We start from the raw sequence: 24,324 nt of genomic DNA, 5'->3' as shown, positions 1-24,324 counted from the left end.
AGGAATTCCCCTCCTTTCAGAAGGAGTTAGGGGAGGTAAATATTCTAAAAAATTTAAAAATTATTCCGGCAGATTCAGCCAATGCGGCCCCAACGGTAATTTAGGCAATTCAAACTGCTCCGGATAGTCGGCATGAATAAAATATAAACCATCGGCAGGCGCAGTCACGCCAGCAGCTTTGCGGTCTTCGGCCGCGAAAATACTATCAATATGATCGGCAGCATACATGCCCTGACCAATTTCCAGTAGGCAGCCCATGATATTACGCACCATATGATGCAGAAAGCCATCGGCCTGAATATCCAGTACCAGATACTGACCATGCTGAATCAGACGGCAGTGGCTGACATGGCGCACCGGTTGATTGGATTGGCAGGCTGCAGCACGGAAGCTTTCAAAATTATGTGTACCTTCAAACTTTTTCGCAGACAGCATCATCTGTTCAATATCGAGTGGAGCATAGACATGGGTGACCTGTTTATGCAGCAAGGCAGGTCGCACAGGATGATTATAGACCACATAGCGGTAACGGCGTGCCTGAGCCTTAAAGCGGGCATGGAAGCTGTGATCCATCTCTTTGATCCACTGAATCGAGATATCTTTGGGCAACTGGCTATTGCAACCCATCAGCCAGCCACGTTCAGAACGAATGGCATTGCTATCAAAATGTGCCACCATATTGGTCGCATGTACCCCCGCATCGGTACGTCCGGCACCATGTAGGCTAATCGGTTGATCGGCAACCCGGCTCAGTACCTTTTCAATGGTTTCCTGCACACTTGCAACACCCGGCTGTTGAGTCTGCCATCCCCGATAATGCATCCCACAAAACTCAATTCCCACCGCAAAACGCTGCATAATGACCTCAAAACCTTATTGATCGTACCAATGACGATGCCATTGCTCTACAGTGTCGTATTGTAAATACATTTTCAGTGCTTTTGCATACAGATCCGCATGGCCATAACTTTCATTCAGCAGAATTTCGCAGTGATTGACCCATTCTGCAATGGCATAGCGCTGATCTGTCGCGCCAAAAGGCACCTGGGTGGTCAGTACAGAGAGACAGCCTTGGTCATAGAGTTGATCAATGAGTGCGATCAGGGCCTCATTGACAGCGAGATTACCCGTGCCAAAACCTTGCAGAAATAAAAAATGCGGTGGTCTGGCTAATAAGCTGTGCAGGTTGTTCAGTTGCTGGGCCAGATCAATCGGTTGCATCATGATACTCATGCAGTTAAATCCAGCGGCTTTCCTAATATCTTCAGCTTTGACTTGATAACACTGCTGACTGGCCTGGATTGTAATGTTGGCCTCAAGACCTGAGAAGGCATTTAACTCGGTGGTATGCTGTTTGAGTGCCGTCTGGGCATGCATTAGTTGATGATGAAAAGCCAGATAGACCCCTGCGGTACACATGCTGACAGAATCTAGGGCGAATCTCAGATTATCCAGCGCATCACTAAATTCGCGCTGCTTATTGCCCTGAGCATTCAGCAGCGGATATTGACTACCAGTCAGTACCACATGTGCCGAGTTGCCGAGAAAATGTGCCAGGACTGCACTGGCATAACTCAGCGTATCTGTACCGTGAATAATCACAAAATATTGGATCTTTCGAGATTGTAGTTCTTGAATAAACTGCACCAATTGCAGCCAGTCCGCGGCTGTACAGGCACTACTGTCTTTAATGGCTGGTGCGCGGTGGCATTCAACGAAATATTGGTCTGCGAGTATCTGTTCGAGCTTGGGAATAAATAAATCCGCAGACATCGGGGCAAGTGGATCGCCGACACAGCCGAATGTGCCACCCATATAAATTAATGCAATATTTTTCATCATAAAAAAAGCAGCCAACCCTTGACTGCTTTAGTGTAAATCGAAATGCATCAAGATGCGATTTGATTCAGTAATTGCTCTGCGCGTTGCTGTTGCTCGGCCGTATATTCAGCTTCTCGCTCTGCAATGATCTCACGTGCGGCAACATAGGCACCGAGCTGAATATATTGCTGCGCAAGATCCAGATTCAGACTGGCCTCATTGATGTCCAGTAATTCCGGGAAAGATTGTACCAGTGGATCATGCTGGTCTGTGGCTGTTTGAACTGATGTAGCAGGAATGTCGAAAGTAACACCTGTTGCAGCAGGTTTAGTTTCTGCATGATCTAATTTAAAGTCTAGGCCTGATGAAAGGTCTGTCTGTGTCGCAGATTCACTCACAGGTGCAGCAGCAGAAAGACTAGACAGATCAAACTCAATTGCTGGTTCTGAGGTTTTTTCGGCGACAGGCGCTGGAGTTCCTATAGAAAATGAGAAATCCAGAGGCTTGATCTCTTCAGATACAGCAGCCGCTGTTTCTACTGGAGCAGCCTGCTGCAATTCCAGTTTAAAATCTAAAACAGGTGCAGTTTCTGTTGCTGCCGTAGGTGTAGTTTGCACAACAGCAGATGAAGTATCTTGAAATTCAAAATCTAAAGCAGGTACCGGAGTTTCTTCAGATTTTGGCGCTATGACCGGCGTAGTTGTCGGTTCAAAATTAAATTCAAGTGGCTGAATATCCGCAACAGGCTCAATTGCTGGAGCTGGCTTGCTTGGTTGAAACTCTTGTTGCAACTGTTCAAATGCCTGCTCATTTGAAGGAGCGGGAGCGACCAGATCAGCAAAGGCATCGGAAGATGCCGAGGTTTCCTGTACAGATGAAGTTTTAAGCTGTGCACTTGGGAAATCAATCGTATCTTGAACAGCAGATAAAGATTGATCAAATTCACGCTGTTTGGCTTCAGCTTGCGCCAGAATCTCATCTAAATTTAAAGAACGGATATGGTTGAGCAGTTGTGAAATCGCAAACTCATCTTTCTGTAAGATATGAATATCTAACAACAGCAGATAGAGCTCATGCTGGGAATTGTCGCGATTCAATGCCTGGTTAATCTGAGCTTCGGCCGCAAAAAAATTACGTTCCTGAATCAGGCCTTCAATTTTTTTACGCGTTTCTGCGGATAATGGCGTTGCTGATTTTTTTGCGACCCCGACTGGCTCAACTACTTTGGTTTTTTGTGGGGCAGTTTTTGAAGCAGAGCCAGGTTTTTTCGCTTTTACAGTTTTAGTTTTTGCTTTATCTGATTCTTGAGCATCTTGTCGTTTTTTGACGACAATTAATACGATGATCAATATCACTAATGGAATCACATAAATCAGCATGTTTTACCCCTTGAGGATAGAGTGTATTCAATGTTCACTCATCCCAATAAATCGTCATGTGTAACTTTTAATTAACTGGCTTCTTATCTGCTTGTTGGGCTTTAAGCTGTTGTTGCAGCTGGGCCAGACGCGCATTTAATAATTGAATTCTGTGATCCTTCTGATTGAGTGCCAATTCTAATTCGGTTACGTTTCTCTGTAATTTAACGGTTTTTTCTCGGGCTGTCATAACTTTTAATGACAATTCCTTCGATGTTTGATTGTGTTCTGTGTTCTGGTTTGCAGAAAGCTGTCCGGAATCGTGCTGGTTCTCAGCAACCAGACTCATTTCAGCCTGATTCAGACGGTATTTAGTTTTGGTAGCAGGCTGAGAAGGTGTCTGTGCCTGCTTGGCGGCGGTGACTTTGATCGGAGCAGTTACACTACTCATCATAGCTAAATTCAGTGCTGCACCTTTGCGTAAACGATTGGCATTTCCTCCGATAAAGGCATGTTCATTGTTTTGCTTGATTTGCTGCATCACTTCATTAACCGGACGTTGCTGTTCTGCTGCAATTCGTGATGCGATTCCCCACAGCGACTCATTGGACTGAACCATATAAGTGGGTTGAGCTTGGGCTGAGGCACTCTTGGCTGGTGTAACTTTTGTTGTAATTGGAGCTGGGGTCTGTACAGGAGGAGTTGAGCCAGCCGATTTTCTGGCCTGTTCCTCGGCAAATTTCTTGACCAATGGATCGCTGGAAGCGCTTTGATGTTCAGAACCAGTCTCAGCCGGTTTTTGCATAGATACTTTATTTTGCTCTGGAGAAACATGATCTGCTGATAACTTGCTCGCTGGCGTATTTGCAGATACAGACTGTGCCGGCGTTGGTTTTACTGTAACAACAGGCGAGGATGGAATCGGCTGCGAAGTATGATGCGTTGAATCTGAAGTGGCCGATGCTGGAGTTTTAACCGTAGTTTGAGTATTGGCAGCAGTTACAGACTCGCTTTTAATTGTAGGAGCGATAGATTGCGCCGGAATCGATGGTGCTGCTGGCGCGAGTGTAGCTTGAGGAATTGAACTGCTAGACAAGGTCGGCGGACTAACATGTTGCACAGCCAGCGGCTTTTCTAAAACCGGTTGCTTATTTGAAGTGGCTGGAGAGCTGTTGTAATGGGTAGTCACTGGCAGGTTTAAAGCAATATCTTTTTCACTGACCATGACAACTGGCGCAAGTGGGCGTTCATTCTGTTTTAGACTGGCTTTTAATAAATCGGTTTTCGCTTGCAAAGGCGTGCGGATATGTTGCAAACGTGCAGCATTGCCTTCCTTAATTTTGACAATGATATTCAGTTCCCGATCGGTTATTGGTCGAGACGATGTAATGGTAATGACTCCGGTGCCATTACTACTACGCCGGGTGAAAAAGTTCAGATGACCAGGCGGTTGATGTGATGCACCCATCGAGATTAAATCTTCAGGCGAAGCCAGACTCACCTCAATCGGTAAATTCATATCAGATTGTCGAAAGGTCATTTCAGCATAGAGTAACTCTCCAGGCGCAGACTGGATCTGAACCGGATCTACGTTAATCGCATAAATATTCTGTGAAGCAACAATGGCTAAAATCGCAAGCTTTAATTTGTTATATACAGTCATCTTAATTGTGAGCTCAGTCATTATCGCATAGCGAAAATTATAGATTAACGGGATGTTTCTTTTTTGTAAAATACTTACGCAATAGTTACATAAAAAAGCCGATCAATAAAGATCGGCTTTTTGTTTTATATCCATCTCGGGATATTAAACGTTTTTATAATCAATCAGGATGCGCAGCATACGGCGTAATGGTTCAGCAGCGCCCCAAAGCAATTGGTCACCGACAGTGAATGCACCCAAGTATTCTTTACCCATGTTGAGCTTGCGCAGACGACCCACTGGAACCGATAACGTACCTGTCACTGCAACTGGAGTCAGGTCAGTCATCGAGGCTTCACGGGTATTCGGAACCACTTTAGACCAGTCATTGGCACGTGCAATGATGTCTTCGATTTCATCCAGAGGCACGTCTTTACGCAGTTTTAGCGTCAATGCCTGAGAGTGGCAACGCATGGCACCAATACGCACACAGTGACCATCAATCGGCACGATCTGCTGGTTGCCCAGAATCTTGTTGGTTTCAACCTGGCCTTTCCACTCTTCTTTCGACTGGCCGCTTTCCAGTTGCTTGTCGATATAAGGAATCAGTGAACCGGCCAAAGGCACACCGAAGTTGCTGGATGGGAAGCCTTCACCGCGTTGTAATTCAGCAATTCTCGAATCGATATCCAGAATTGGAGAGCGTGGATCATCGAGTAATTCTTTGGTGTTATTGTATAAATAACCCATACCGCTGATCAGTTCACGCATGTTTTGCGCACCCGCACCAGACGCTGCCTGATAGGTCATAGACGTTGCCCATTCCACCAGATTGTTCTGGAACAGACCACCTAGACCCATCAACATCAAGGAAACCGTACAGTTACCGCCAACAAAAGTTTTGGTGCCTTTTACCAAACCGTCTTTGATCACATGCATATTGACCGGATCAAGTACGATGATGGCTTCATCATCCATACGTAAGGTCGATGCTGCATCAATCCAGTAACCATTCCAGCCTTCAGCTTTCAGTTTCGGGAAAACCTCAGAGGTATAGTCGCCACCTTGACAGGTAATAATGACATCCATCTGCTTCAGACTGTTAATATCTGATGCATCCATAAGTGCTGGGGCAGTCTTACCACCAAATGCTGGCGCTTCACCGCCTGCATTACTGGTAGAGAAATAAAATGGCTCAAAATGAGCAAAATCATTCTCTTCAACCATACGTTGCATTAGGACGGAACCGACCATCCCGCGCCAACCGACCAGACCTACTCTCATGTCACTTTGCCTCGGTGCGTTAAAAATTCTAAAGGGATTCGAGTGTATCAAAAAGGGACTCAACTGCAAGTGCTACACAATCAAAACATCAATATTCTTGAGCGAAATATCTGCTTTATGATACATACAAAATTGATAACGTCATTTTTCTTTCAGAAAAAATAATAACTTAATTAAGAGCACGCTTTATGATATGGGTTATCCAAATTGTGGCAATCATTGTCATTTGGTTAAGTTTCTGGTCACTGATCCCACGCGATGAATGGTGGATTCGAGGTGCGGATTTTCCACGCTTACAAATTCTGGTCTTGGGCTTTATTGCCTTTGTGCTGTTTTTGGTGGTGGAGCATCCCTGGACTGTCTTGAATCAGCTGATTTTTGTGGCCCTGATTGCGGCTTTGGCTTATCAGCTAAAAATGGTATTGCCCTATACCTTTATCTGGAAAAAACAGGTCAAGCAGGTCAAACAGGATCAACTGGATCCGCAGCGGCAAATCTCCCTGATTGTTTCGAACGTACTGACCACCAATACTCAATATCATCGACTGATTGAACAGATCCAGACCCATCAGCCAGACTTGGTGTTAACGCTGGAAACGGATCAAACCTGGCAAAATGAACTGTCGGTGATTGAAGCAGATTATCCTTATCGTGTGCCTGTGCCTTTGGATAACCTGTATGGCATGCACCTGTATAGTAAACTGGAACTTCGCAATACCCAGGTCAAGTTTATTTTAAGCGACGAGATTCCGTCCATTCATACCACAGTGATTTTAGGCTCGGGACAGCCGGTGCAGCTGTACTGTCTGCACCCGAAACCACCGAGCCCAACTGAAGCCAAGGATTCTACTTTACGTGATGCGGAATTGTTAATTGTCGGGGATCAGATTAAAGATTTAGATGAAAGTTGCATCGTCATGGGGGATCTGAATGATGTGGCCTGGTCTCGTACTACGCGGCTGTTTCAGCGCATTAGCGGGCTACTGGACCCACGCGTCGGACGTCATTATGTAAACACCTTTCATGCAGATTATCCTTTTTTTCGCTGGTCGCTCGATCACGTATTTCACAGTACCGATTTTGCCCTGGTCCATATGGAACGTCTGCCCCATATTGGTTCTGATCATTTTCCGGTCTTTCTGGTTTTACAAACCGGTCGGGTCTTTGAGCATATTCAGGAAGAATTGGAGCAAACCGATGAAGATGAGCAGGAAGCACAAGAGGCCATAGAAGAGGGGATTCAAAAAGCAGAGAAAGAGGAAAAAATGGTGACCGATGAAATTGCCATGGCTTATAAAGATGGCGGCAAAATTTCTTAACTTTTTAAGAGAAAAGTGTAAGAGATTGCTTACATCAGTTTGCGCTTCTTGCGGATGGGCAATCATGAGCAATCCAGGTATTCTAGGTTTATCAGCACAGGGAGTCGAGAAAGGATATTCTCATAAGGAAGACGAAGCTGAATGAAAACATCATGGATATGATGCTGAAAGGGAAATCACAAAAAATAGAACCAATTATAATAGATGAAAGCACAACCTCATTAACCCGGGTTTTACAGGATGTAGAACTCGGGTTAAATTATTTTTAGGATGAATTTTTTTAAATATTTAATTGATTATTAAAGATAATTTTAGGTTTAAAGCTATATTTTTACAGTGCAGAATGGAAAATGTTATTGCCAGTGATGACTCAGTGAATGGATCAGAAATACTTCAGCTTTATCGTGCCAATCCATGGTCTACTGCCGAAAACCACAACATTTATTACAGGCTTTACAACATTCGCATGGTCTGGTCACTGCACGTATAAATGGTCAGCTGGTCGGACTGGCGAATGCGATTTCAGATGGCTCTCTGGGGGTGTATTTCCCACACTTATTGATTGATCCGGACTGGCAACGACAAGGCATTGGTCGGCGGATCATGTAAAATATGTGGTAATGTTATTCAGGATTTCATCAGCAGATTTTAGTGGCCGATCAGCAGACAATAGGATTTTATCAGGTCTTAGGCTTCATGCGTGCGGGACTAACGAAAGCTATGTAGATCTATCAAGGTACAGATCATCAACAGGATTTTAAACTATAGGAGCTGTAGCGATTTAAAGTCCGGGATCAAACAGATTTAGTAAATTTCCTTATAACCTTCAGGGCGAGTTTTAAAACGGCGGTGGAACCACATATATTGGGTCGGTGCGATGCGTAGCTGCTGTTCAATTATCAGATTCACGCGAGTAGCATCCTCGACTTCATTCTCACTAGGGAAATTCTCCAGTGCCGGTTCAATCAGTACATGGTAGCGTGGATTTTTGATATCGCCATGACGATAGAAATATAAAGGAATCGCAGCAGCTTTGGTCATTTTCAGTAAACGACGGTGCGCGGTGACGGTTGCCGCCGGTACACCAAAGAAAGGTGCCATCACCCCTTGTTTTAAACCATAATCCTGATCCGGACTGTACCAGATTGCATGGCCTTTTTTCAGATTACGTACCAGACCGCGCATATCATCATGATCAATTTGATGGGCATAAATCGTGGCGCGACAACGGTAAATCAGCATGTCCAAAAGTGGATTATTCTGTGGGCGATACACCACATCCGGTTCAAAATATTGTGCACACAGATATCCACCAGCATCCAGTAAGGTCGAATGCGTGCCTAGTAACAGCATACCCCGGCCTTCGGCTTGAGCATTCTGAATATGTTCCAGTCCTTCAATACTGACGCGATCCTGAAACCATTTCGGACTGTACCAGGCATTTAAGGTTTCAAAAACCCCCAGCATTTGATCGATAAAAACCTGACGCGCATTGTCCTGTATTTGCTCGGCAGACCATTCAGGAAAACAGACTTCCAGATTGCGCAGTGTGGTGTCGCGACGTGAGGGCAGATACTTAAAAGACAGATGGCCCAGCAGATAGGCCAGACGATACTGAATGGCCCATGGTAAAATCGCCAAAATCATCAGGAAAATAATACCCAGCCAATTGCCCCAGTATCGAGGTAACAGGAATGACCATTGAAATTCGCCGGGTTGATATGCAGGCTGGGTACTCATAGAACAATATAGGGCTAAAAGATTAAGTGCAGTCTAACAGAGAAGATTCTTGAAATAAAAAAAGCATCTGTACGAATACAGATGCTTGAGCAAATACTCGTGGAATATTTAGCCGTTGCTAAGGTTATCCAGCTCTTCCCAACGTTCTAATTTTTCCAGTAACAGTTCATCAATTTCTGATAAACGCTGAGACAGTTGCATGGCTTTATCGGAATCACTGACAAATAAAGAGCCATCAGCCAGTTGTGTATTGATCTCGGCTTGCTCTTTTTCCAGCGCTTCCATTTCAGCCGGAAGTTGCTCGAGCGCGCGTTGATCTTTGTAGCTGAGTTTGACTTTTTTGGCAGCAACGGGTGCGGCTTCAGCTTTGGCCATGGCTTTTTTCACGGCACTTTTTTGATCGACCACGGTTTGATCCGGACGCTGTTCAAGATAATCCTGATAACCACCGACATATTCGTCGATATTGCCTTTACCATCAAAGACCCAAGTGGAGGTTACCACGTTGTCCATAAAGGCACGGTCATGCGAGATCAATAACAAGGTGCCTTTGTAGCCACCGAGCATTTCTTCCAGTAACTCTAGGGTCACCATATCCAGATCGTTGGTTGGTTCATCCATCACAATCAGATTCGATGGTTTCAGCAACAGTTTCGCCAGCAAGATACGGTTGCGTTCACCACCAGACAACGCTTTGACTGGGGTACGTGCACGTTCTGGCGAGAACAGGAAGTCTTGTAAATAGCTATAGATATGACGACGGTTACCATTCACATCCACGTGGTCAGAGCCTTCAGAAACGTTATCTTTGACCGACTTTTCCAGATCCAGTGCATTACGCAGTTGGTCGAAATAGGCTACTTCCAGCTGTGTACCGGTTTTCACCGTGCCGCCATGCTCCAGCTCGCCCAGAATGGCTTTAATCAGTGTGGTTTTACCGACACCGTTATCACCGACCAGACCGATACGGTCACCGCGTAAAACCAGTGCCGAGAAGTTGTTAATGATCGGTGCATTGTCACCGAATTTCACACTCAGGTTCTCAATCTCAAAGACCAGTTTGCCGGAACGGTTGGCATCCTGAGTCGCCATCGCCACTTTACCTTGTTGCGAACGGCGCGCTTTGGATTCTTCACGCAGTGCTTTTAGAGCGCGAACACGACCTTCGTTACGGGTACGGCGTGCTTTGATGCCCTGACGGATCCAGACTTCTTCTTCAGCCAGCTTTTTATCAAACAGCGCATTCTGCTTTTCTTCAGCTTCCATTTGCATGGCTTTGAGTTCTAAGTAACGTGAATAGTTACCTTCATAACTGCGCAATTGACCACGATCCAGTTCCACAATACGGGTGGCGATGCTATCGACAAAGGCACGGTCATGCGAAATGAATAACAGAGTTAAATTGTTTTGATCGAGCAGGAATTTTTCCAGCCACTCGATACTTTCAACATCTAAATGGTTGGTCGGTTCATCCAGTAATAAGACATCTGGCTGAGTCAGCAAGGCACGTGCCAATAGGACACGACGCTTACGACCACCCGACAAATCGGCAAGATCTGCATCTGGGTCCAGCCCCATTTTGCTTAAAATCGAATTGACCTTGGTTTCCAGCGCCCAGCCATCGAGCTGGTCCATTTTGTGTTGCAGATTGCCCATGCGGTCACAAGCGTCCATATCGCCCAGTACACAGGCTTCACTGGCTGCATGGTAGGCACGCAAAACTTCCGACGCTTCACCGGCACCGTCAGCCACGATATCCGCCACTCGGCCTGAGTCCATCGGTACATCTTGCGCCAGCATCGAAATCGTGATGCCATTTTGTAATGAAACTTCGCCGCTATCCGGCAGTAAACTTCCTTCAATCAGCTTAAGTAAGGTAGACTTACCCTCACCATTACGGCCAATCAAACACACTCGTTCGCCGCGCTCCAAGTTAAAATTCGCGCCGTTGAGCAGGGCGGGTCCACCAAACGCAAGTTGGACATCCCTAAGGGTAATATAGGCCATAATGTTTCCTGAAATCCCCAATGAGGACTTTAAATGACTAAACAACAAAATCTAAATGATCAGGCGTCATTTTCCGCACCCATTGAAGATTTGCAAGTGCGAATTGCATTTTTAGACGATTTAGTTGAACAGTTGAATGATCAGGTGGCTAAACAGACTCTGGAAATTGCCGATCTGAAAAAGCAAATGAGCCTGTTATATCAACGTGTTGAGTCCTCAGACCGTTCTGAAGGAATTGCGGATTTTGATCCAGTTGCTGATCGTCCGCCACATTATTAATTTGCAAGCAATCATTTAATAAAACCCTTATATTTGATAAGGGTTTTTTATTGCAGCTGCTATTTCACCGATGATTCGATTCATTTAATCAGCTCTCAGCCTGGAATCTAGCGATTTCTGACCTGCTTGCAGCAAGATCAAATATGTAATCTTCCACTCGGTTGGAATCTGGTAAATCCGCTGCAACCCGAATATTCACCATGAAATTATTTGACCTTTCACTCACTTCCTACTCTAATACTGGCTTTCAGGTACATTTCAGAAGCTTGTCCCATGCATCCAAAAGTTGTTCTACTCGACCTCGAAAATAATTTTCCGACGGCCAAGTTACTGCGTGAAATTGTGACGCATTATTCCAGCCTGTATCTGTTTAATTGTGCCGGAACATTTGAATTTTCATTAGAAGATTTAACCGAGCTGGCCGGCTGGATTGCGAGTGGACAGATCATCATTCTGGATACACCTGAATCGCCCCAGAAAGAATATGAATATGCGGTCATTGTCGGTCAGCTGATGGCGTTGTTGGAGCCGGAAACCGAAGTCGAGTTGATCTCGGCGATGGACAGCAGCGAGATATTGCAGCAGATGCTGCAAGCCTCTGATATTAAATGTAGCCTGATTCAGATTCAGCCCGATGAAGTCTCTATTCCAGCAGAGCATGTTAAAAATTACCTGCCTAGTCTGGAGGCGATCCGCAACAAACCGGCCTTGCAACTGGTGAAAAAGTACTGTGATGCTCTAGGGAAAATGAGTGGTAAGCCAAATACCTTGGAAACCTTAAAAAATTCAGTTGCCAATATTCTGCACGTCATGCCCGTGAAGGCCCAGCATGTGGTCGGCATGCTGATTAACCTGAAAATCGTCAAACGCTATGATGAGCAGATCAGCTTCCGTAAAAAAGTCCTGAAACAGTGGCTACAGCTCAATCTGGATGAACAAGATCCGCTTGAAAATCCAAAACTGGATCAGGTCCTGTCCCGGCTCAAAGTGGATGATGCTCCAGTTGAATCATTGCAAACTCCGATCCAGTCAGCCCAGCAAGACCTGTTTAAAAACTTTAACCGGATTGATCCGGTGCAACTGGAAGTCGCACGTAAACTGCGTGAATTGCAGGGCGATAAACCCAAAGACATTTATGAGTTACGTGATTTACTGGAACAGTTATTTCCAAAATCGGACATTCGCTTGCTGCTGAAGGAGCTGATCGAGAAGGGTTATATTTACTGGAATGGTCACGAAGTTTTATATAGTCATGAAATGTTCTTGAATTAATTTTATCGTGCAAACTTGCGTTTTATATTGTGCTTATGCAACTCTAATAATAGAACATAAAGGTTGAACTATGGAAAACACTGGAATTTGGGTAGCGGTGATCATCATCATTTTTGTCATGGGGTCAATTTTTGGCTTACGTGTCAGCCCAAGAGAAAAAGCGCTTGGCATCATGCGTGACAAAGCCCGCAAAATGGGTCTGCATCCACGTTTGGTGGTTGCACCCGACTGGACCAAAATTCCAAAGGCCACTGAAAGTCGTGCCAGTATGGTTGCGTACTACAGCGTACTCATGCCAGATGCGCGTTTACCCTTGATGCGTGCCCGTGTTGTCGATAATAAACTCGAAATTGTGCAGGGTGATGAGAAATTTAAAGATTTTCCCATTGCATTAAAAGGCATTTATGCTATTGATATGCAGGCCAACTGTGTCGGATTGTATTGGGATGAACATGCTGATTTAAGAGCAGCCCAACTCGACGATATCAAAGCACTATTACACGCTTTGGCTGAACTTTAATTTAGAAATAAACAGGATTAACGGTTAATTATGGCGAACGCTCCTCGGTCCACATCAAAAAGCAGCACAGCAAAGTCTCCCGACGCTGGAAGTAAGCGTGCCTTAGTGATTGTGGAGTCGCCTGCAAAAGCGAAAACAATCAATAAGTACCTTGGTCCAAACTACATCGTAAAATCATCAGTCGGTCATGTCCGTGACTTGCCAACAGGCGGCTCTGCCAAATCGACAGAGAAAAAGCCGGCGACACGCACCAAACTGACAGATGAACAGAAAGCTGAAAAATCACAGAATGCGTTGATTAACCGCATGGGTGTCGATCCGGAACATGACTGGAAAGCCAAATACGAAGTGCTGCCCGGCAAAGAACATGTGGTTGCCGAACTGAAAAAACTGGCAGCGCAAGTCGATGAAGTCTATCTGGCAACGGATATGGACAGGGAAGGGGAAGCGATTGCCTGGCATTTAAAAGAAGTGATTGGCGGCGATGAGTCACGTTATCAACGTGTGGTCTTCAACGAAATTACCAAAAATGCCATTCAGGAAGCCTTTAAGCATCCTTCACGTCTGGACACCAATAAAGTCAATGCCCAGCAGGCACGCCGTTTCCTGGACCGCGTGGTCGGCTTCATGATTTCACCACTCTTGTGGGAAAAGATTGCCCGTGGCCTGTCAGCCGGTCGTGTACAGTCGGTTGCGGTGAAACTGGTGGTTGAACGCGAACGTGAAATTCGGGCCTTTATTCCTGAAGAATACTGGCAGGTGTTTGCCGATACCAAATCGAAAAAAGATGACATCCGTCTGGAAGCAGTCAAGCAAAATGGCAAGACTTTAAAGCTTCGTAATAAAGACGAAACGGATGCACTGTTAAACCTGATTAAAGATGCGGATTATACCGTTTCTGCCCGTGAAGATAAGCCAACCAAAGTCAATCCAAGCGCGCCCTATATCACGTCAACGTTGCAACAGGCGGCCAGTACCCGTCTCGGTTTTTCTGTGAAGAAAACCATGATGCTGGCACAGCGCCTGTATGAAGCCGGTTTCATTACCTATATGCGTACCGACTCGACCTTCCTGAGTGATGATGCGGTAAGCATGGTCCGTGGCCATATCGAATCAGAATTTGGTGAGAAGTACCTGCCGGCCAAACCCAACCGCTATGGCAATAAAGCCGGCGCGCAAGAAGCGCATGAGGCAATCCGTCCATCTACTGTGAGTCTCAAAGGTGACAGTCTGGTCGGTGTGGAGCGTGATGCACAGCGTCTCTATGACTTAATCTGGCGCCAGTTTGTGGCCTGTCAGATGACACCGGCTGAATACCTGTCTTCAACCATTTTAGTCAATGCCAATGGCGTAGAACTGAAAGCCAAAGGCCGGACGCTGGTCTTTGATGGTTTTACCCGGGTGCGTGGTGCCAACAAAGCGGATGACGATATTCTATTACCGGCAGTGAAAGTCGGTGAAGTGCTGAAACTTCAGAAGCTTGATCCATCTCAACATTTCACCAAGCCACCAGCTCGTTTTACTGAAGCCTCACTGGTCAAAGAACTCGAGAAAAAAGGTATTGGCCGTCCATCGACCTATGCTGCAATTATCTCGACCATTCAGGATCGTGGTTATGTGAAGCTCGATAACCGTCGTCTCTTTGCCGAGAAGATGGGTGAGATCGTCACCGACCGTCTGGATGAAAACTTCAATAACCTGATGAACTACGCCTTTACCGCAGATCTTGAAGGTCAGCTGGATAAGGTGGCAGATGGTGAACGTAATTGGAAAGAGCTGTTAGACAGCTTCTACGGCGATTTCAAGCAGCGTTTGACTACGGCACAAGGTGAGAACGGTATGCGCCGTAATCAGCCAGTGGAAGTGGATGCGGTACATTGTAAAGAATGTGAGCGCCCAATGCAGATTCGTACCGGAACCACAGGCGTTTTCCTGGGCTGTTCTGGTTATAACCTGCCACCGAAAGAACGTTGCAAGGGAACCTTGAACCTGACCCCAGTCGAGTCTTTGGCTGCACTGTCTGATGATGATGCGGCCGAAACCGCTGACCTGATGTCGAAGAAACGTTGTCCGGTGTGTGAAACGGCAATGGACAGCTATGTGATTGATGGCGGTCGTAAACTGCATGTTTGTGGCAATAACCCGGACTGTGATGGTTATGAACTCGAAGAAGGAGAGTTCAAGATCAAAGGTTATGATGGCCCAACCATTCCATGCGACAAATGTGATGGCGAAATGCAGCTTAAAACGGGTCGTTTTGGTCCATACTTCGCCTGCAACAGTTGTGACAATACCCGTAAAGTATTAAAGAGTGGTCAGCCGGCACCTCCGCGTGTCGATCCGATCAAGATGGAACATTTGCGCTCGACCAAGCACGATGACTTCTTTGTGCTGCGTGATGGTGCGGCCGGTTTATTTTTGGCTGCCAGCAAGTTCCCGAAAGTGCGTGAAACACGGGCACCGAAAGTTGCCGAGATTCGCTCTGTGGCTGAACAGCTAGATCCGAAATATCAGTTTATCTTGCAAGCGCCTGATGCAGATCCGGAAGGTAACCCGACTTTGGTGAAATTCAGTCGCAAGAACCAATCGCAATATATTGGCTCTGAAAATGCGGAAGGCAAGCAAACCAAATGGTCTCTGGTTTACCAGGATGGAAAATGGGTTGAAGCCTAAATAAAGTTTAAACTTGAAAAAAATGCTGACGAAAGTCGGCATTTTTTATTTATGATGTGTCGATATTTTAAAAAAAATAAATAAGGTTGCTTGGGGATATGTGGAAAAAGATTCGGATTCAGATTTTATTAAGTATTTTATTGATCGTTGCAGTCAATGCCTATCGTGATCAAAATCAGAACTGGTCAAAGCCGGTCATGGTTCTGTTGCATCCGATTAATGCAGATGGATTACCGACCACACAGCAATACATCCAGCAACTGTCAGTTCAGGATCTAGAAACGGCAAGAGACTTTCTACAAAAATCAGCACAGCAATATCGGAATCAACCCACTTATTTTTATTTTAATTTGGGTCGTGAGCTTAAAGTTTTACCGCCTAAAGTCCCTGAGCAGGCCTCAATTTTCGATACTGTTGTATGGAGTTTAAAGTTTCGATTTTATGCCTGGAAACAGCAACAAAGTTCGGACCCTTCTGCCAGTCTGACCCTGTTTTTAAATTATTATGATCCGGCACAAACCCGGCAATTAAAGCATTCAACTGCCTTGCAAAAAGGCCGTATTGGTTCGGTCAACCTGTTTGCCTCTCAAAAGCAGTCTGAACAAAATAAAATTGTTTTGGTACATGAGTTACTGCATGCCTTTGGTGCCAGTGATAAATATGATCTGGCCACAGGTCAGCCGATTTATCCAATAGGTTATGCATTTCCAGATCAGCAACCTGTGTTCCCCCACAAGCCAAGGCAGAACTGATGGCAGGACATATCCCGCTGTCCGAAACCACGAGTAAAATGCCGGGATCTCTGGATCAGACCCTGATTAATGAGATCACAGCAATTGAGTTGGGCTGGAAATAAAGACTTGTAGATTCTCTTGGATTTATCCAGAATCTAGACTTTATTGATAGATAAAAATAACCATATGCCGCTTACTTTTGTTCTTGCTCCAGATTCCTTTAAAGAAAGTATGAGTGCTGAACAAGCCTGTCAGGCCATGCAGAGTGGCATTCAAAACGTGTTGCCTGATGCTTTGTGTATTCATGTTCCTGTGGCGGATGGAGGGGAAGGCACTGTCGATACGCTGATCTCAAGTTCAAAAGGACAGCGCATTCCCTGTGAAGTGACAGGGCCATTGCCTGATCAGCGCATCCAGACGTATTTTGGCGTAATTGATGCAGGAAAAACCGCAATCATTGAAATGGCCAAAGCCAATGGCATAGATCTGCTGGAAGCTGCAAGGCGTAATCCTCTGCTGACCTCAACCTGTGGCACAGGAGAAATGATCAAGTCTGCGCTCGATTTAGAGGCCAGTAAAATCATCATTGGCTTGGGTGGCAGTGTGACGAACGATGCCGGTGCGGGAATGGCACAGGCTTTAGGCGCTCGGTTTTTAGATGCCCAAGGATTAGAAATACAGGCTTGCGGTGGAAACCTAGATCAAATCATAGCAATTGATTTATCCGAACTGGATTCACGGCTGGCGGATATTGAAATTATCATTGCATCGGATGTGAATAATCCGCTGTGTGGACCCAATGGTGCTTCAGCGATCTTTGGCCCACAAAAAGGTGCGACACCGGAAATGGTCAAGCAACTGGATCAGAACCTCAGTCATTTTGCCGATCTGGTTGCTCGGCAAATTGGACGTGATCATCGTCATGTTGCAGGTGCGGGTGCGGCAGGTGGACTTGGTTTTGGCTTAATGGCATTCACAGCTGCTTCTATTCGATCAGGCGTGGAACTCATCATTCAGCAGACAGATTTAGCCAATAAAATAGCCCAAGCCGATTATGTTCTGACCGGTGAAGGCAAGCTTGATCATCAAACTAAATTAGGCAAAACTCCATTTGGCGTGGCACAAGTAGCGCAAAAATTCAATAAACCGGTGCTTGCATTTGCTGGACTGGTGGGCGATGGGATTGAGTCACTATATGAGTCTGGATTTAGTCAGATTATCGGGATTAATCCACCAGATTGTAGCCGGGAAGAAGCCTTAAAAAATGCGGAAGTGAATCTGGAAAAAGCAGTGTCCAAAACAATTAAAAATATTGAGGAACAGCGTATTTAGTTTTCTTTTACAAGATCGTCATTGCTGCACAAGCTTTACGTAATGGCAGATAATAACGCATAAGCAGATCTTGCTTTTCATGGATGAGAAGCACTGCTTCGCAAGGTAACAGAAATCCTTTGCTGGATTGAGGGTATGTCCCTATATCTCAATCCAGCAGACGGCATCCATGCTGTCGACCCTATAGCAAACAAATCAAGAGATAAAATTTGCTGCTGTTTCAGGGCGGATGAAAAGCCATAATTATAAGAGCGATCTGCTAAACTACAGCCATCCACAAAACGATGAGTGAAAATGAGTTTAGCCAACCTGATTGATGAATTAAATCCCCAACAAAAGCAAGCAGCGACCACAGAAACAAAACATAGTCTGGTGCTGGCCGGGGCAGGTTGTGGCAAAACCAAGACCATCGTGGCACGTGCAGCTTACCTGATTGAGCAGGGTGTACCCGCCAACCAGATTCAGATTCTGACCTTTACCCGCCGTGCAGCCAGTGAAATTGTAGCGCGGGTGGAATTAGCCTTGGGGGATCAAGCCAAAGGTCTGCGTGCCTCGACTTTTCATACTTTCTGTATGTATCTGTTGCGCCGTATTCCGAAGGCCTTTGGTCTGGAACAGTTCTCGATTATTGATCGTGATGATCAGTTGATGATGTTCCGTCTGATTCGTGGCCGTGATGACAAAAAAAATCCTAATCATTTGCCCAAGCCACAAGAACTCTGCGATTTATATTCCTTTGCACGTAATACCCGGCAGAAGCTCAGTCTCGCGCTGGAAAAGCAGATGCCGGAATATTTGGCGCTGAAAGATCAAATTGCCGAGATCATGAAGGAATATGAAGCACGCAAACAGGCGCGCAGTTTTCTGGATTATGACGATATTCTGGCGGTGGTGGCGACAGCTTTGGCACAATCAGAAGGCTTAGTCGATTATGTGGCTTCAATCTGTCGGCATATGCTGGTCGATGAAATGCAGGATACCAATCCACTGCAATGGGCCTTGCTGGAGCCGCTGAAAGACCGGATCAGCCTATTTTGTGTCGGCGATGATGCCCAGTCGATTTATGGTTTCCGTGGCGCAGACTTTGAAAATATTCATCATTTCAAAGAACGGGTACCAGATGCGCAAATTTTTAAACTGGAAAAAAACTACCGCTCGACCCAGGAAATTCTGGATCTGTCCAACTGGCTGCTGGATCAGTCTGAAATCAAATATGACAAACGTCTGGAAGCTTATCGTGGCGAGGGCCTAAAGCCGCGCATGCATATATTTCCGAATGAGTTTGATGAAGCCAAATGGATCGCAATTGATATTAAAGAGCGTCATTATCTACAGGGCAGCAAATGGGGCGAACATATGGTACTGGTGCGTTCCAGTTTTGCCGCGCGGCATATTGAAGCAGCCTGTATCGCGGCCAATGTACCGTATCGATTTATTGGCGGTATGAAGCTGCTGGAAACGGCACATGTCAAAGATTTGCTCAGCATGCTGCGTGTGGTCGCCAATCCGCTGGATGATATCGCCTGGATGCGTTTCTTGACCCTGTGGAATGGTGTCGGTGATGTCGGTGCAAGCAAGCTGGCGCAACACATTTTGCTGGAACCTGAAATCGATAAAATCTCCGATAAACTGGAGAAATTTGGCAAGATACCTCTAAATGCGATTCTGATCATGAAGCAGATGAGCGTGCTGAAAGGCGAAGTGCAGGCTTGTGTCAGTCTTGCGATTCAGGCAATTGAAACACAACTGGCAGAGAACTATAAAAAAGACTGGCCACGTCGTCAGGGTGATTTTGAACTGGTGAAACAACTGGCCTCCAAGCATTCACAACTAAGTGAATTTTTAGAGGAATATGTGCTCGATCCAGTGTCGATTTCGGAAATTGAACGCCAGTCCGATCATGATGTGGTGACCCTGATTACCATTCATTCAGCAAAAGGCACCGAACAGAATGTCTGTTATGTGGCCAATGTCACGCCGGGAAATTATCCGCATGCACGCGCCCAAGGCGACTTTGATGATGTTGAAGAAGAACGTCGTGTGCTGTATGTGGCGCTGACCCGAGCCAAAAATGAATTGATTCTAACCAAACAAAATCTGAATCACTGGGCGCGGGAAACGGTCGATGCGCAGGGACGTAAAGTCGCAAGTTATTTCTTGAATGATCTCACCCGGCATTTATGCACCACGGAAACCCATTACAAAACCCGGCAGCAGACCGTGAAAAGTGCCTTAATTGAACGTCAATCGATTAATTTAGATTTTGGCATTGATCTCGATTAAACTATAGCAAAGTTGTTGCATACAAAAAGTAGAGTAGGCGCGTGCTTTTTGATATTTTTTGCCTATCTTCTTAAGGTTATCAGATGAAAATTTTAGTTCGTAATTTAGAACGTACGGTCACAGAAGCCGAGTTGCTGAAGTTGTTCCAGGAATATGGCACAGTGAATACTTGTACTTTGGTGCTCGATGCGGCAACCGGGAAATCAAAAGGTTTTGCCTTTGTAGAAATGCCGCATGCACGTGAAGCCATCAAAGCCATTAAAGGCCTGAATACTTTGCGCTTGCACGGACATGGAATCCGGGTAAAACAAGCAGAAGATAAGCCCGAGGCTTAAACTGGAAAAGGAGCACTTGATATGCTCCTTTTTTATGGCTGAAATTTAACCTTGTTGTGCTCATGGTTGTACTCGTGCAGGCAGTTAGATTTTCTGGATTTCAGTACTGGATGGATTCAGTTTAAACATGTTTTGATTGCGAAATGAAAGCGAACCTTTTACTTTATAAAAGCCAAAATTTGTTTAAAACCTTAGGAAATATCAATGACCCGTGTTGCTCGCTATCATGCGGACCGTACCAATCAAAAACTGTATTTTGCCCGTCTTGCCTGTCAGCAGGCAGAGCAAACCGAGCATGTGCAACAGGCTCAGGCACAACGTGAGGCGACTGTGTTTCATTTGCATGGCGCTTTATTGGCATTTTTGCAGGAACTGGTGCGTTACTATCGCCTGAATGATGCCAATCCGACGTTAAAATCGATCGAAGAACTAATGGCAGCCAAAGGCCAGATTTCACCCGAAGTAGCCGTATTACAACACTTATCCAAGAGCGGTTTCATTGCTGAACTAAAACGTGCGTATCGTCTGTGCCAGTATGCGCCTGAACCGAGTACACCGGAACCCGAAGACGAAACCTCCTCAAATCTCATCATTAAAGTCACACAGTCTCCACAAGCATGGTTACCTGATCCTGCTATATTAAGAGAATGGCATCGTGACTTGACACAACTCATCGATGGTTTTCGCAATGAGATGATTGAATTTTAATCGGATCGACCGTACTTGAAATTAGAATTTTTAACCCTATATTAATTACTCTAATGATGCAAAGTGCACCCGGCTCTTTGCCACCATGTTGAACATGGAGGATATATGTCTATAGAACAGTTGAAAGACTTATTTGGTAATCAAGACGCGATTTTAGAACTCGTTCAACTTGAAGGTGGTGCCTTGGCTTTACGCAATGCAGGTTCGCATAAACAGCCTTTGGTCATGATTCAGTTTAATGACGAGGTGAAGGCTCTACTCGGAGAGCAGACGCCTGTGATTGCGCAACAGATGATTCAGGCGGCCCTGTATGGCTTGCTGGAACAGCAGGTCAATGAATGGCAGGCAGAAGTGGTAGATGAAGAGCCGAAGTATATGAGTTAAGATTACAATGTATTCAAAAGCACACTATCGGTGTGCTTTTTGATTTTAAAGGGTTGGGGGTGAGTTAGATTTTAGGTACGAGCTCAAGGTTAATTTCAAGAAATGAAAACCTCGTTTCTTTGATTTAAATCCTGATGATTTGAAGTCAGCTTATTACAAAAAATCTTGTGATTATGCATAAAAAGTTGCCACATTGGGCAACTTTTTTTATGCAAAGAAATTTAATGAGAAGGGGGATGCTGATGCGCAATTTCGATCTGGTTTAAAATATGATTACTCATATTTTTCGCCATTTCTTCTTTGGCATAATACACCGCGCCGATATTATCACGACGGATCGCTTCAGCTTCTTCCTTGCTTTCGGCACAGACCAATACCTGAATTTTTGGATTCAAGGTCTTGGCAATATCTACAATTTTATGAATATCGATGATATCCATAGGGGAAATGACCAGTAAGCGCGCATGTTGAATATGCGCCTGGATCAAAACACCGGCTTCAGTCGCAGCGCCTGAAACCGCGGCAATACCTTTTTCACGCAGATTTTCGACAATATCGCGGTTTTCTTCTGCAATAACCACCTTGATATTTTCTTCCATTAATGAGCGGGTAATACGACGACCCACTTCACCATGACCAATCAGCACCACCTGATCACGCAAGTAATCCTGTGAAACTTCATCGGGTAACATTGCCAATGGATCACCACTGCGTTCCAGTAAGCGTGCCAGGGTCGAGCGTTCCCGAATCCATTTTTGTACCGGTTCAATCGCGGAGAAGATAAAGGAATTAAGAGTGATCGAGATCAATGCACCCGCCAGAATCAGGTTTTGACCTTCCAGCGAAAGCAGGTTGAGCGCAACACCGAGTGCAGCCAAAATAAAGGAGAACTCACCAATCTGTGCCAGAGAAGCACCGACGGTCAAGGCGGTATTGATCGGATAACGGAAGAACAGCACCAATGCCATAGCCGCAATAGTCTTACCAATCAGAATAATGCCGACGACTGTCAGCACATGGAGTGGCTGTTCCAGTAAAATACGCGGATCAAACAGCATGCCGACAGAAACAAAGAATAAGATTGAGAAGATTTCACGCAGCGGCAAGGTTTCTTGTTCCGCGCGATGACTGAAATCTGACTCTTTCACCACCATCCCGGCAAAGAAAGCCCCCAGCGCCATAGATACCCCAAAAACCTTATAGGCCCCAAAGGCAATCGAGATGGCCGCAGCGACCACAGTCAGGGTAAACAGCTCACGAGAACCCAGACGTGCCACGACTTGGATGATCATCGGCACCAGACGTTTACCAATAATCAGCATAAAGGCAATAAAGCCTGCGACTTTCAGCAGGGTAATGCCTAAAGTGGCCCAGATATTTTCATCGCTCGCACCTTCAAGTGCTTGTCCGCCTAGAAGTAAGGCAGTGGCCGGCAATAATACCAAGGCCAAGACCATGACCAGATCTTCGACCAAAAGCCAACCGACGGCAATCCGGCCATTAATTGAATCGAGCAGGCCACGATCACCGAGTGCTTTGAGTAGAACCACGGTACTGGCACAGGACAGGCTTAGGCCGAAGACCAGCGCTGAACCAAAGCTCCAGCCCCACAGCATCGAAACTCCGACCCCGAGCAAGGTGGCAACTGCAATCTGTAAAATCGCACCAGGCAGGGCAATCCGGCGTACCTGCATCAGATCGTTCAGGGAAAAATGCATCCCGACACCAAACATCAGGAACATGACGCCAAGTTCTGCCAGCTGGTTGGCCAGATGAATATCACCGACTACACCGGGCGTATGGGGACTAATCAGAATGCCGGCAATTAAGTAACCGATCAAAGGAGGAAGACGTAGCCGTGCAGCGAGATAGCCAAAGACCAAAGCTAAGCCAAAACCAACAGCCAGTAATATAATGAGCTCTACGTCATGTGGCACTAAATACTCCTTTAGCTAGGTTTGCTGGGAAATAAGCACAAAAAGTGCCAAAACATGCAGAAAGTTTATCAAGCCGGATAAAAAAAGTGCAAAAAAAAACGACCCACAAAGGTCGTTTTTTTAAAGAAACTAAAATTATTTGATTTTAGCTTCTTTGAAGATTACGTGTTGACGGATTTTTGGATCAAATTTTTTGATTTCCATTTTTTCCGGCATAGTACGTTTGTTCTTAGTCGTGGTATAGAAATAACCTGTACCAGCTGAAGAAACTAAGCGAATTTTATCACGCATGGTTCAGACTCCTTAGATCTTTTGACCTTGAGCACGTAGGTCAGCAACAACCTTTTCAATGCCCAATTTGTCGATAATACGCATACCTTTAGTGGTTAAACGAAGACGTACAAAACGTTTTTCGCTTTCTAACCAGAAACGGTGGTGGTGCAGGTTCGGCTCGAACCGGCGCTTAGTTTTGTTGTTGGCGTGTGAGACGTTGTTACCAACGACTGGACGCTTGCCGGTAACTTGGCAAACCTTAGACATGGTGTAACTCCATTGATTTAGCCAACAGCAAATCTGTATGGCCAGTCAAAAATAAACGGATTGAAATCATTCAAGGGGCGTTTTATATCAAAAATGCGCTTAAAAGACAAGCGATTTTCGTCAAAACGCGGCACGAACTATATCGATAGCTCATGC

Annotated in this window: 21 protein-coding genes and 1 pseudogene; 12 read left to right on the top strand and 10 right to left on the bottom strand. The window is 45.5% G+C overall.

Going from position 1 to position 24,324, the window contains the following annotated elements; translation table 11 throughout:
- Positions 1-60 precede the first annotated feature (60 nt).
- From truA to asd, 5 genes are all read right to left on the bottom strand, one after another.
- Positions 61-858, bottom strand: a complete 798-nt coding sequence (gene truA / locus LOZ91_RS08110) for a tRNA pseudouridine(38-40) synthase TruA (protein WP_179999105.1) — start codon at positions 856-858, stop codon at positions 61-63.
- A 15-nt stretch (positions 859-873) separates the two neighbouring features.
- A complete protein-coding gene (locus LOZ91_RS08105; RefSeq protein WP_244782992.1) occupies positions 874-1,842 on the bottom strand; it encodes an asparaginase in 969 nt (322 codons plus the stop codon).
- Positions 1,843-1,889: 47 nt separating this feature from the next.
- On the bottom strand, positions 1,890-3,200 hold the full coding sequence (locus tag LOZ91_RS08100; protein WP_244782990.1) for a fimbrial protein FimV: 1,311 nt from the start codon (positions 3,198-3,200) through the stop codon (positions 1,890-1,892).
- Between the two features lie 67 nt (positions 3,201-3,267).
- On the bottom strand, positions 3,268-4,863 hold the full coding sequence (locus tag LOZ91_RS08095) for a hypothetical protein (protein ID WP_005095488.1): 1,596 nt from the start codon (positions 4,861-4,863) through the stop codon (positions 3,268-3,270).
- A 123-nt stretch (positions 4,864-4,986) separates the two neighbouring features.
- On the bottom strand, positions 4,987-6,105 hold the full coding sequence (gene asd / locus LOZ91_RS08090; protein ID WP_100329275.1) for an aspartate-semialdehyde dehydrogenase: 1,119 nt from the start codon (positions 6,103-6,105) through the stop codon (positions 4,987-4,989).
- A gap of 188 nt (positions 6,106-6,293) precedes the next feature.
- Between asd and LOZ91_RS08085 the strand changes: the two genes are divergently transcribed.
- A complete protein-coding gene (locus LOZ91_RS08085) occupies positions 6,294-7,424 on the top strand; it encodes an endonuclease/exonuclease/phosphatase family protein (RefSeq protein ID WP_225553197.1) in 1,131 nt (376 codons plus the stop codon).
- Between the two features lie 414 nt (positions 7,425-7,838).
- The gene (locus LOZ91_RS08080; RefSeq protein WP_244782989.1) at positions 7,839-8,033 is read left to right on the top strand and encodes a GNAT family N-acetyltransferase; all 195 of its coding nucleotides are present in this window, start codon (positions 7,839-7,841) and stop codon (positions 8,031-8,033) included.
- Positions 8,034-8,228: 195 nt separating this feature from the next.
- Here LOZ91_RS08080 and LOZ91_RS08075 read toward each other — a convergent pair whose 3' ends face one another.
- Both LOZ91_RS08075 and LOZ91_RS08070 read right to left on the bottom strand, forming a co-directional pair.
- A complete protein-coding gene (locus LOZ91_RS08075) occupies positions 8,229-9,164 on the bottom strand; it encodes a hypothetical protein (RefSeq protein ID WP_005095497.1) in 936 nt (311 codons plus the stop codon).
- A 108-nt stretch (positions 9,165-9,272) separates the two neighbouring features.
- Positions 9,273-11,171, bottom strand: a complete 1,899-nt coding sequence (locus tag LOZ91_RS08070) for an ATP-binding cassette domain-containing protein (RefSeq protein ID WP_005095500.1) — start codon at positions 11,169-11,171, stop codon at positions 9,273-9,275.
- Between the two features lie 33 nt (positions 11,172-11,204).
- Between LOZ91_RS08070 and LOZ91_RS08065 the strand changes: the two genes are divergently transcribed.
- The 10 genes and pseudogenes from LOZ91_RS08065 (at position 11,205) to LOZ91_RS08020 (ending at position 21,691) form a co-directional block, all read left to right on the top strand.
- Positions 11,205-11,450, top strand: a complete 246-nt coding sequence (locus tag LOZ91_RS08065) for a SlyX family protein (protein WP_005095502.1) — start codon at positions 11,205-11,207, stop codon at positions 11,448-11,450.
- 273 nt (positions 11,451-11,723) lie between these two features.
- Complete coding sequence (locus LOZ91_RS08060; protein WP_244782988.1) at positions 11,724-12,722, top strand: hypothetical protein; 999 nt, start codon at positions 11,724-11,726, stop codon at positions 12,720-12,722.
- A gap of 70 nt (positions 12,723-12,792) precedes the next feature.
- Positions 12,793-13,242 carry an ammonium transporter gene (locus LOZ91_RS08055; RefSeq protein WP_005095506.1) on the top strand — a complete coding sequence of 150 codons (450 nt, stop codon included), beginning with the start codon at positions 12,793-12,795 and terminating at the stop codon, positions 13,240-13,242.
- A 30-nt stretch (positions 13,243-13,272) separates the two neighbouring features.
- A complete protein-coding gene (topA, locus tag LOZ91_RS08050) occupies positions 13,273-15,915 on the top strand; it encodes a type I DNA topoisomerase (protein ID WP_180001796.1) in 2,643 nt (880 codons plus the stop codon).
- 98 nt (positions 15,916-16,013) lie between these two features.
- Positions 16,014-16,771 (top strand): annotated as a pseudogene (locus LOZ91_RS08045) (hypothetical protein).
- Between the two features lie 64 nt (positions 16,772-16,835).
- Positions 16,836-17,981 carry a glycerate kinase gene (locus LOZ91_RS08040; protein ID WP_244782987.1) on the top strand — a complete coding sequence of 382 codons (1,146 nt, stop codon included), beginning with the start codon at positions 16,836-16,838 and terminating at the stop codon, positions 17,979-17,981.
- A gap of 294 nt (positions 17,982-18,275) precedes the next feature.
- Positions 18,276-20,264 (top strand): ATP-dependent helicase, encoded by a 1,989-nt coding sequence (locus tag LOZ91_RS08035; RefSeq protein ID WP_005172809.1) that lies wholly within the window; start codon positions 18,276-18,278, stop codon positions 20,262-20,264.
- An 83-nt stretch (positions 20,265-20,347) separates the two neighbouring features.
- Positions 20,348-20,599, top strand: a complete 252-nt coding sequence (locus LOZ91_RS08030) for an RNA-binding protein (RefSeq protein WP_005095517.1) — start codon at positions 20,348-20,350, stop codon at positions 20,597-20,599.
- A 204-nt stretch (positions 20,600-20,803) separates the two neighbouring features.
- Positions 20,804-21,307 (top strand): DUF6586 family protein, encoded by a 504-nt coding sequence (locus LOZ91_RS08025; RefSeq protein ID WP_074383987.1) that lies wholly within the window; start codon positions 20,804-20,806, stop codon positions 21,305-21,307.
- 105 nt (positions 21,308-21,412) lie between these two features.
- Positions 21,413-21,691, top strand: coding sequence for a hypothetical protein (locus LOZ91_RS08020; protein WP_004278462.1), 279 nt, complete (start codon positions 21,413-21,415; stop codon positions 21,689-21,691).
- 221 nt (positions 21,692-21,912) lie between these two features.
- Here LOZ91_RS08020 and LOZ91_RS08015 read toward each other — a convergent pair whose 3' ends face one another.
- The 3 genes from LOZ91_RS08015 to rpmB all read right to left on the bottom strand — a co-directional run bounded on the left by LOZ91_RS08015 (position 21,913) and on the right by rpmB (position 24,168).
- Positions 21,913-23,628, bottom strand: coding sequence for a cation:proton antiporter (locus LOZ91_RS08015; RefSeq protein ID WP_244782986.1), 1,716 nt, complete (start codon positions 23,626-23,628; stop codon positions 21,913-21,915).
- Between the two features lie 135 nt (positions 23,629-23,763).
- Positions 23,764-23,919 carry a 50S ribosomal protein L33 gene (gene rpmG, locus LOZ91_RS08010; protein ID WP_001205031.1) on the bottom strand — a complete coding sequence of 52 codons (156 nt, stop codon included), beginning with the start codon at positions 23,917-23,919 and terminating at the stop codon, positions 23,764-23,766.
- A 12-nt stretch (positions 23,920-23,931) separates the two neighbouring features.
- Positions 23,932-24,168: a 50S ribosomal protein L28 gene (gene rpmB / locus LOZ91_RS08005; protein WP_000048256.1), complete on the bottom strand. Its 237-nt coding sequence runs from the start codon at positions 24,166-24,168 to the stop codon at positions 23,932-23,934.
- Positions 24,169-24,324: the final 156 nt, after the last annotated feature.

Origin of the sequence: Acinetobacter sp. F-1, assembly GCF_022869025.1 — a bacterium.
In the GTDB taxonomy this organism is placed as follows: Bacteria; Pseudomonadota; Gammaproteobacteria; order Pseudomonadales; family Moraxellaceae; genus Acinetobacter; species Acinetobacter pseudolwoffii.
Note: the sequence above shows the minus strand (reverse complement) of the source record. Positions and strands in the feature narration are given on the sequence as shown.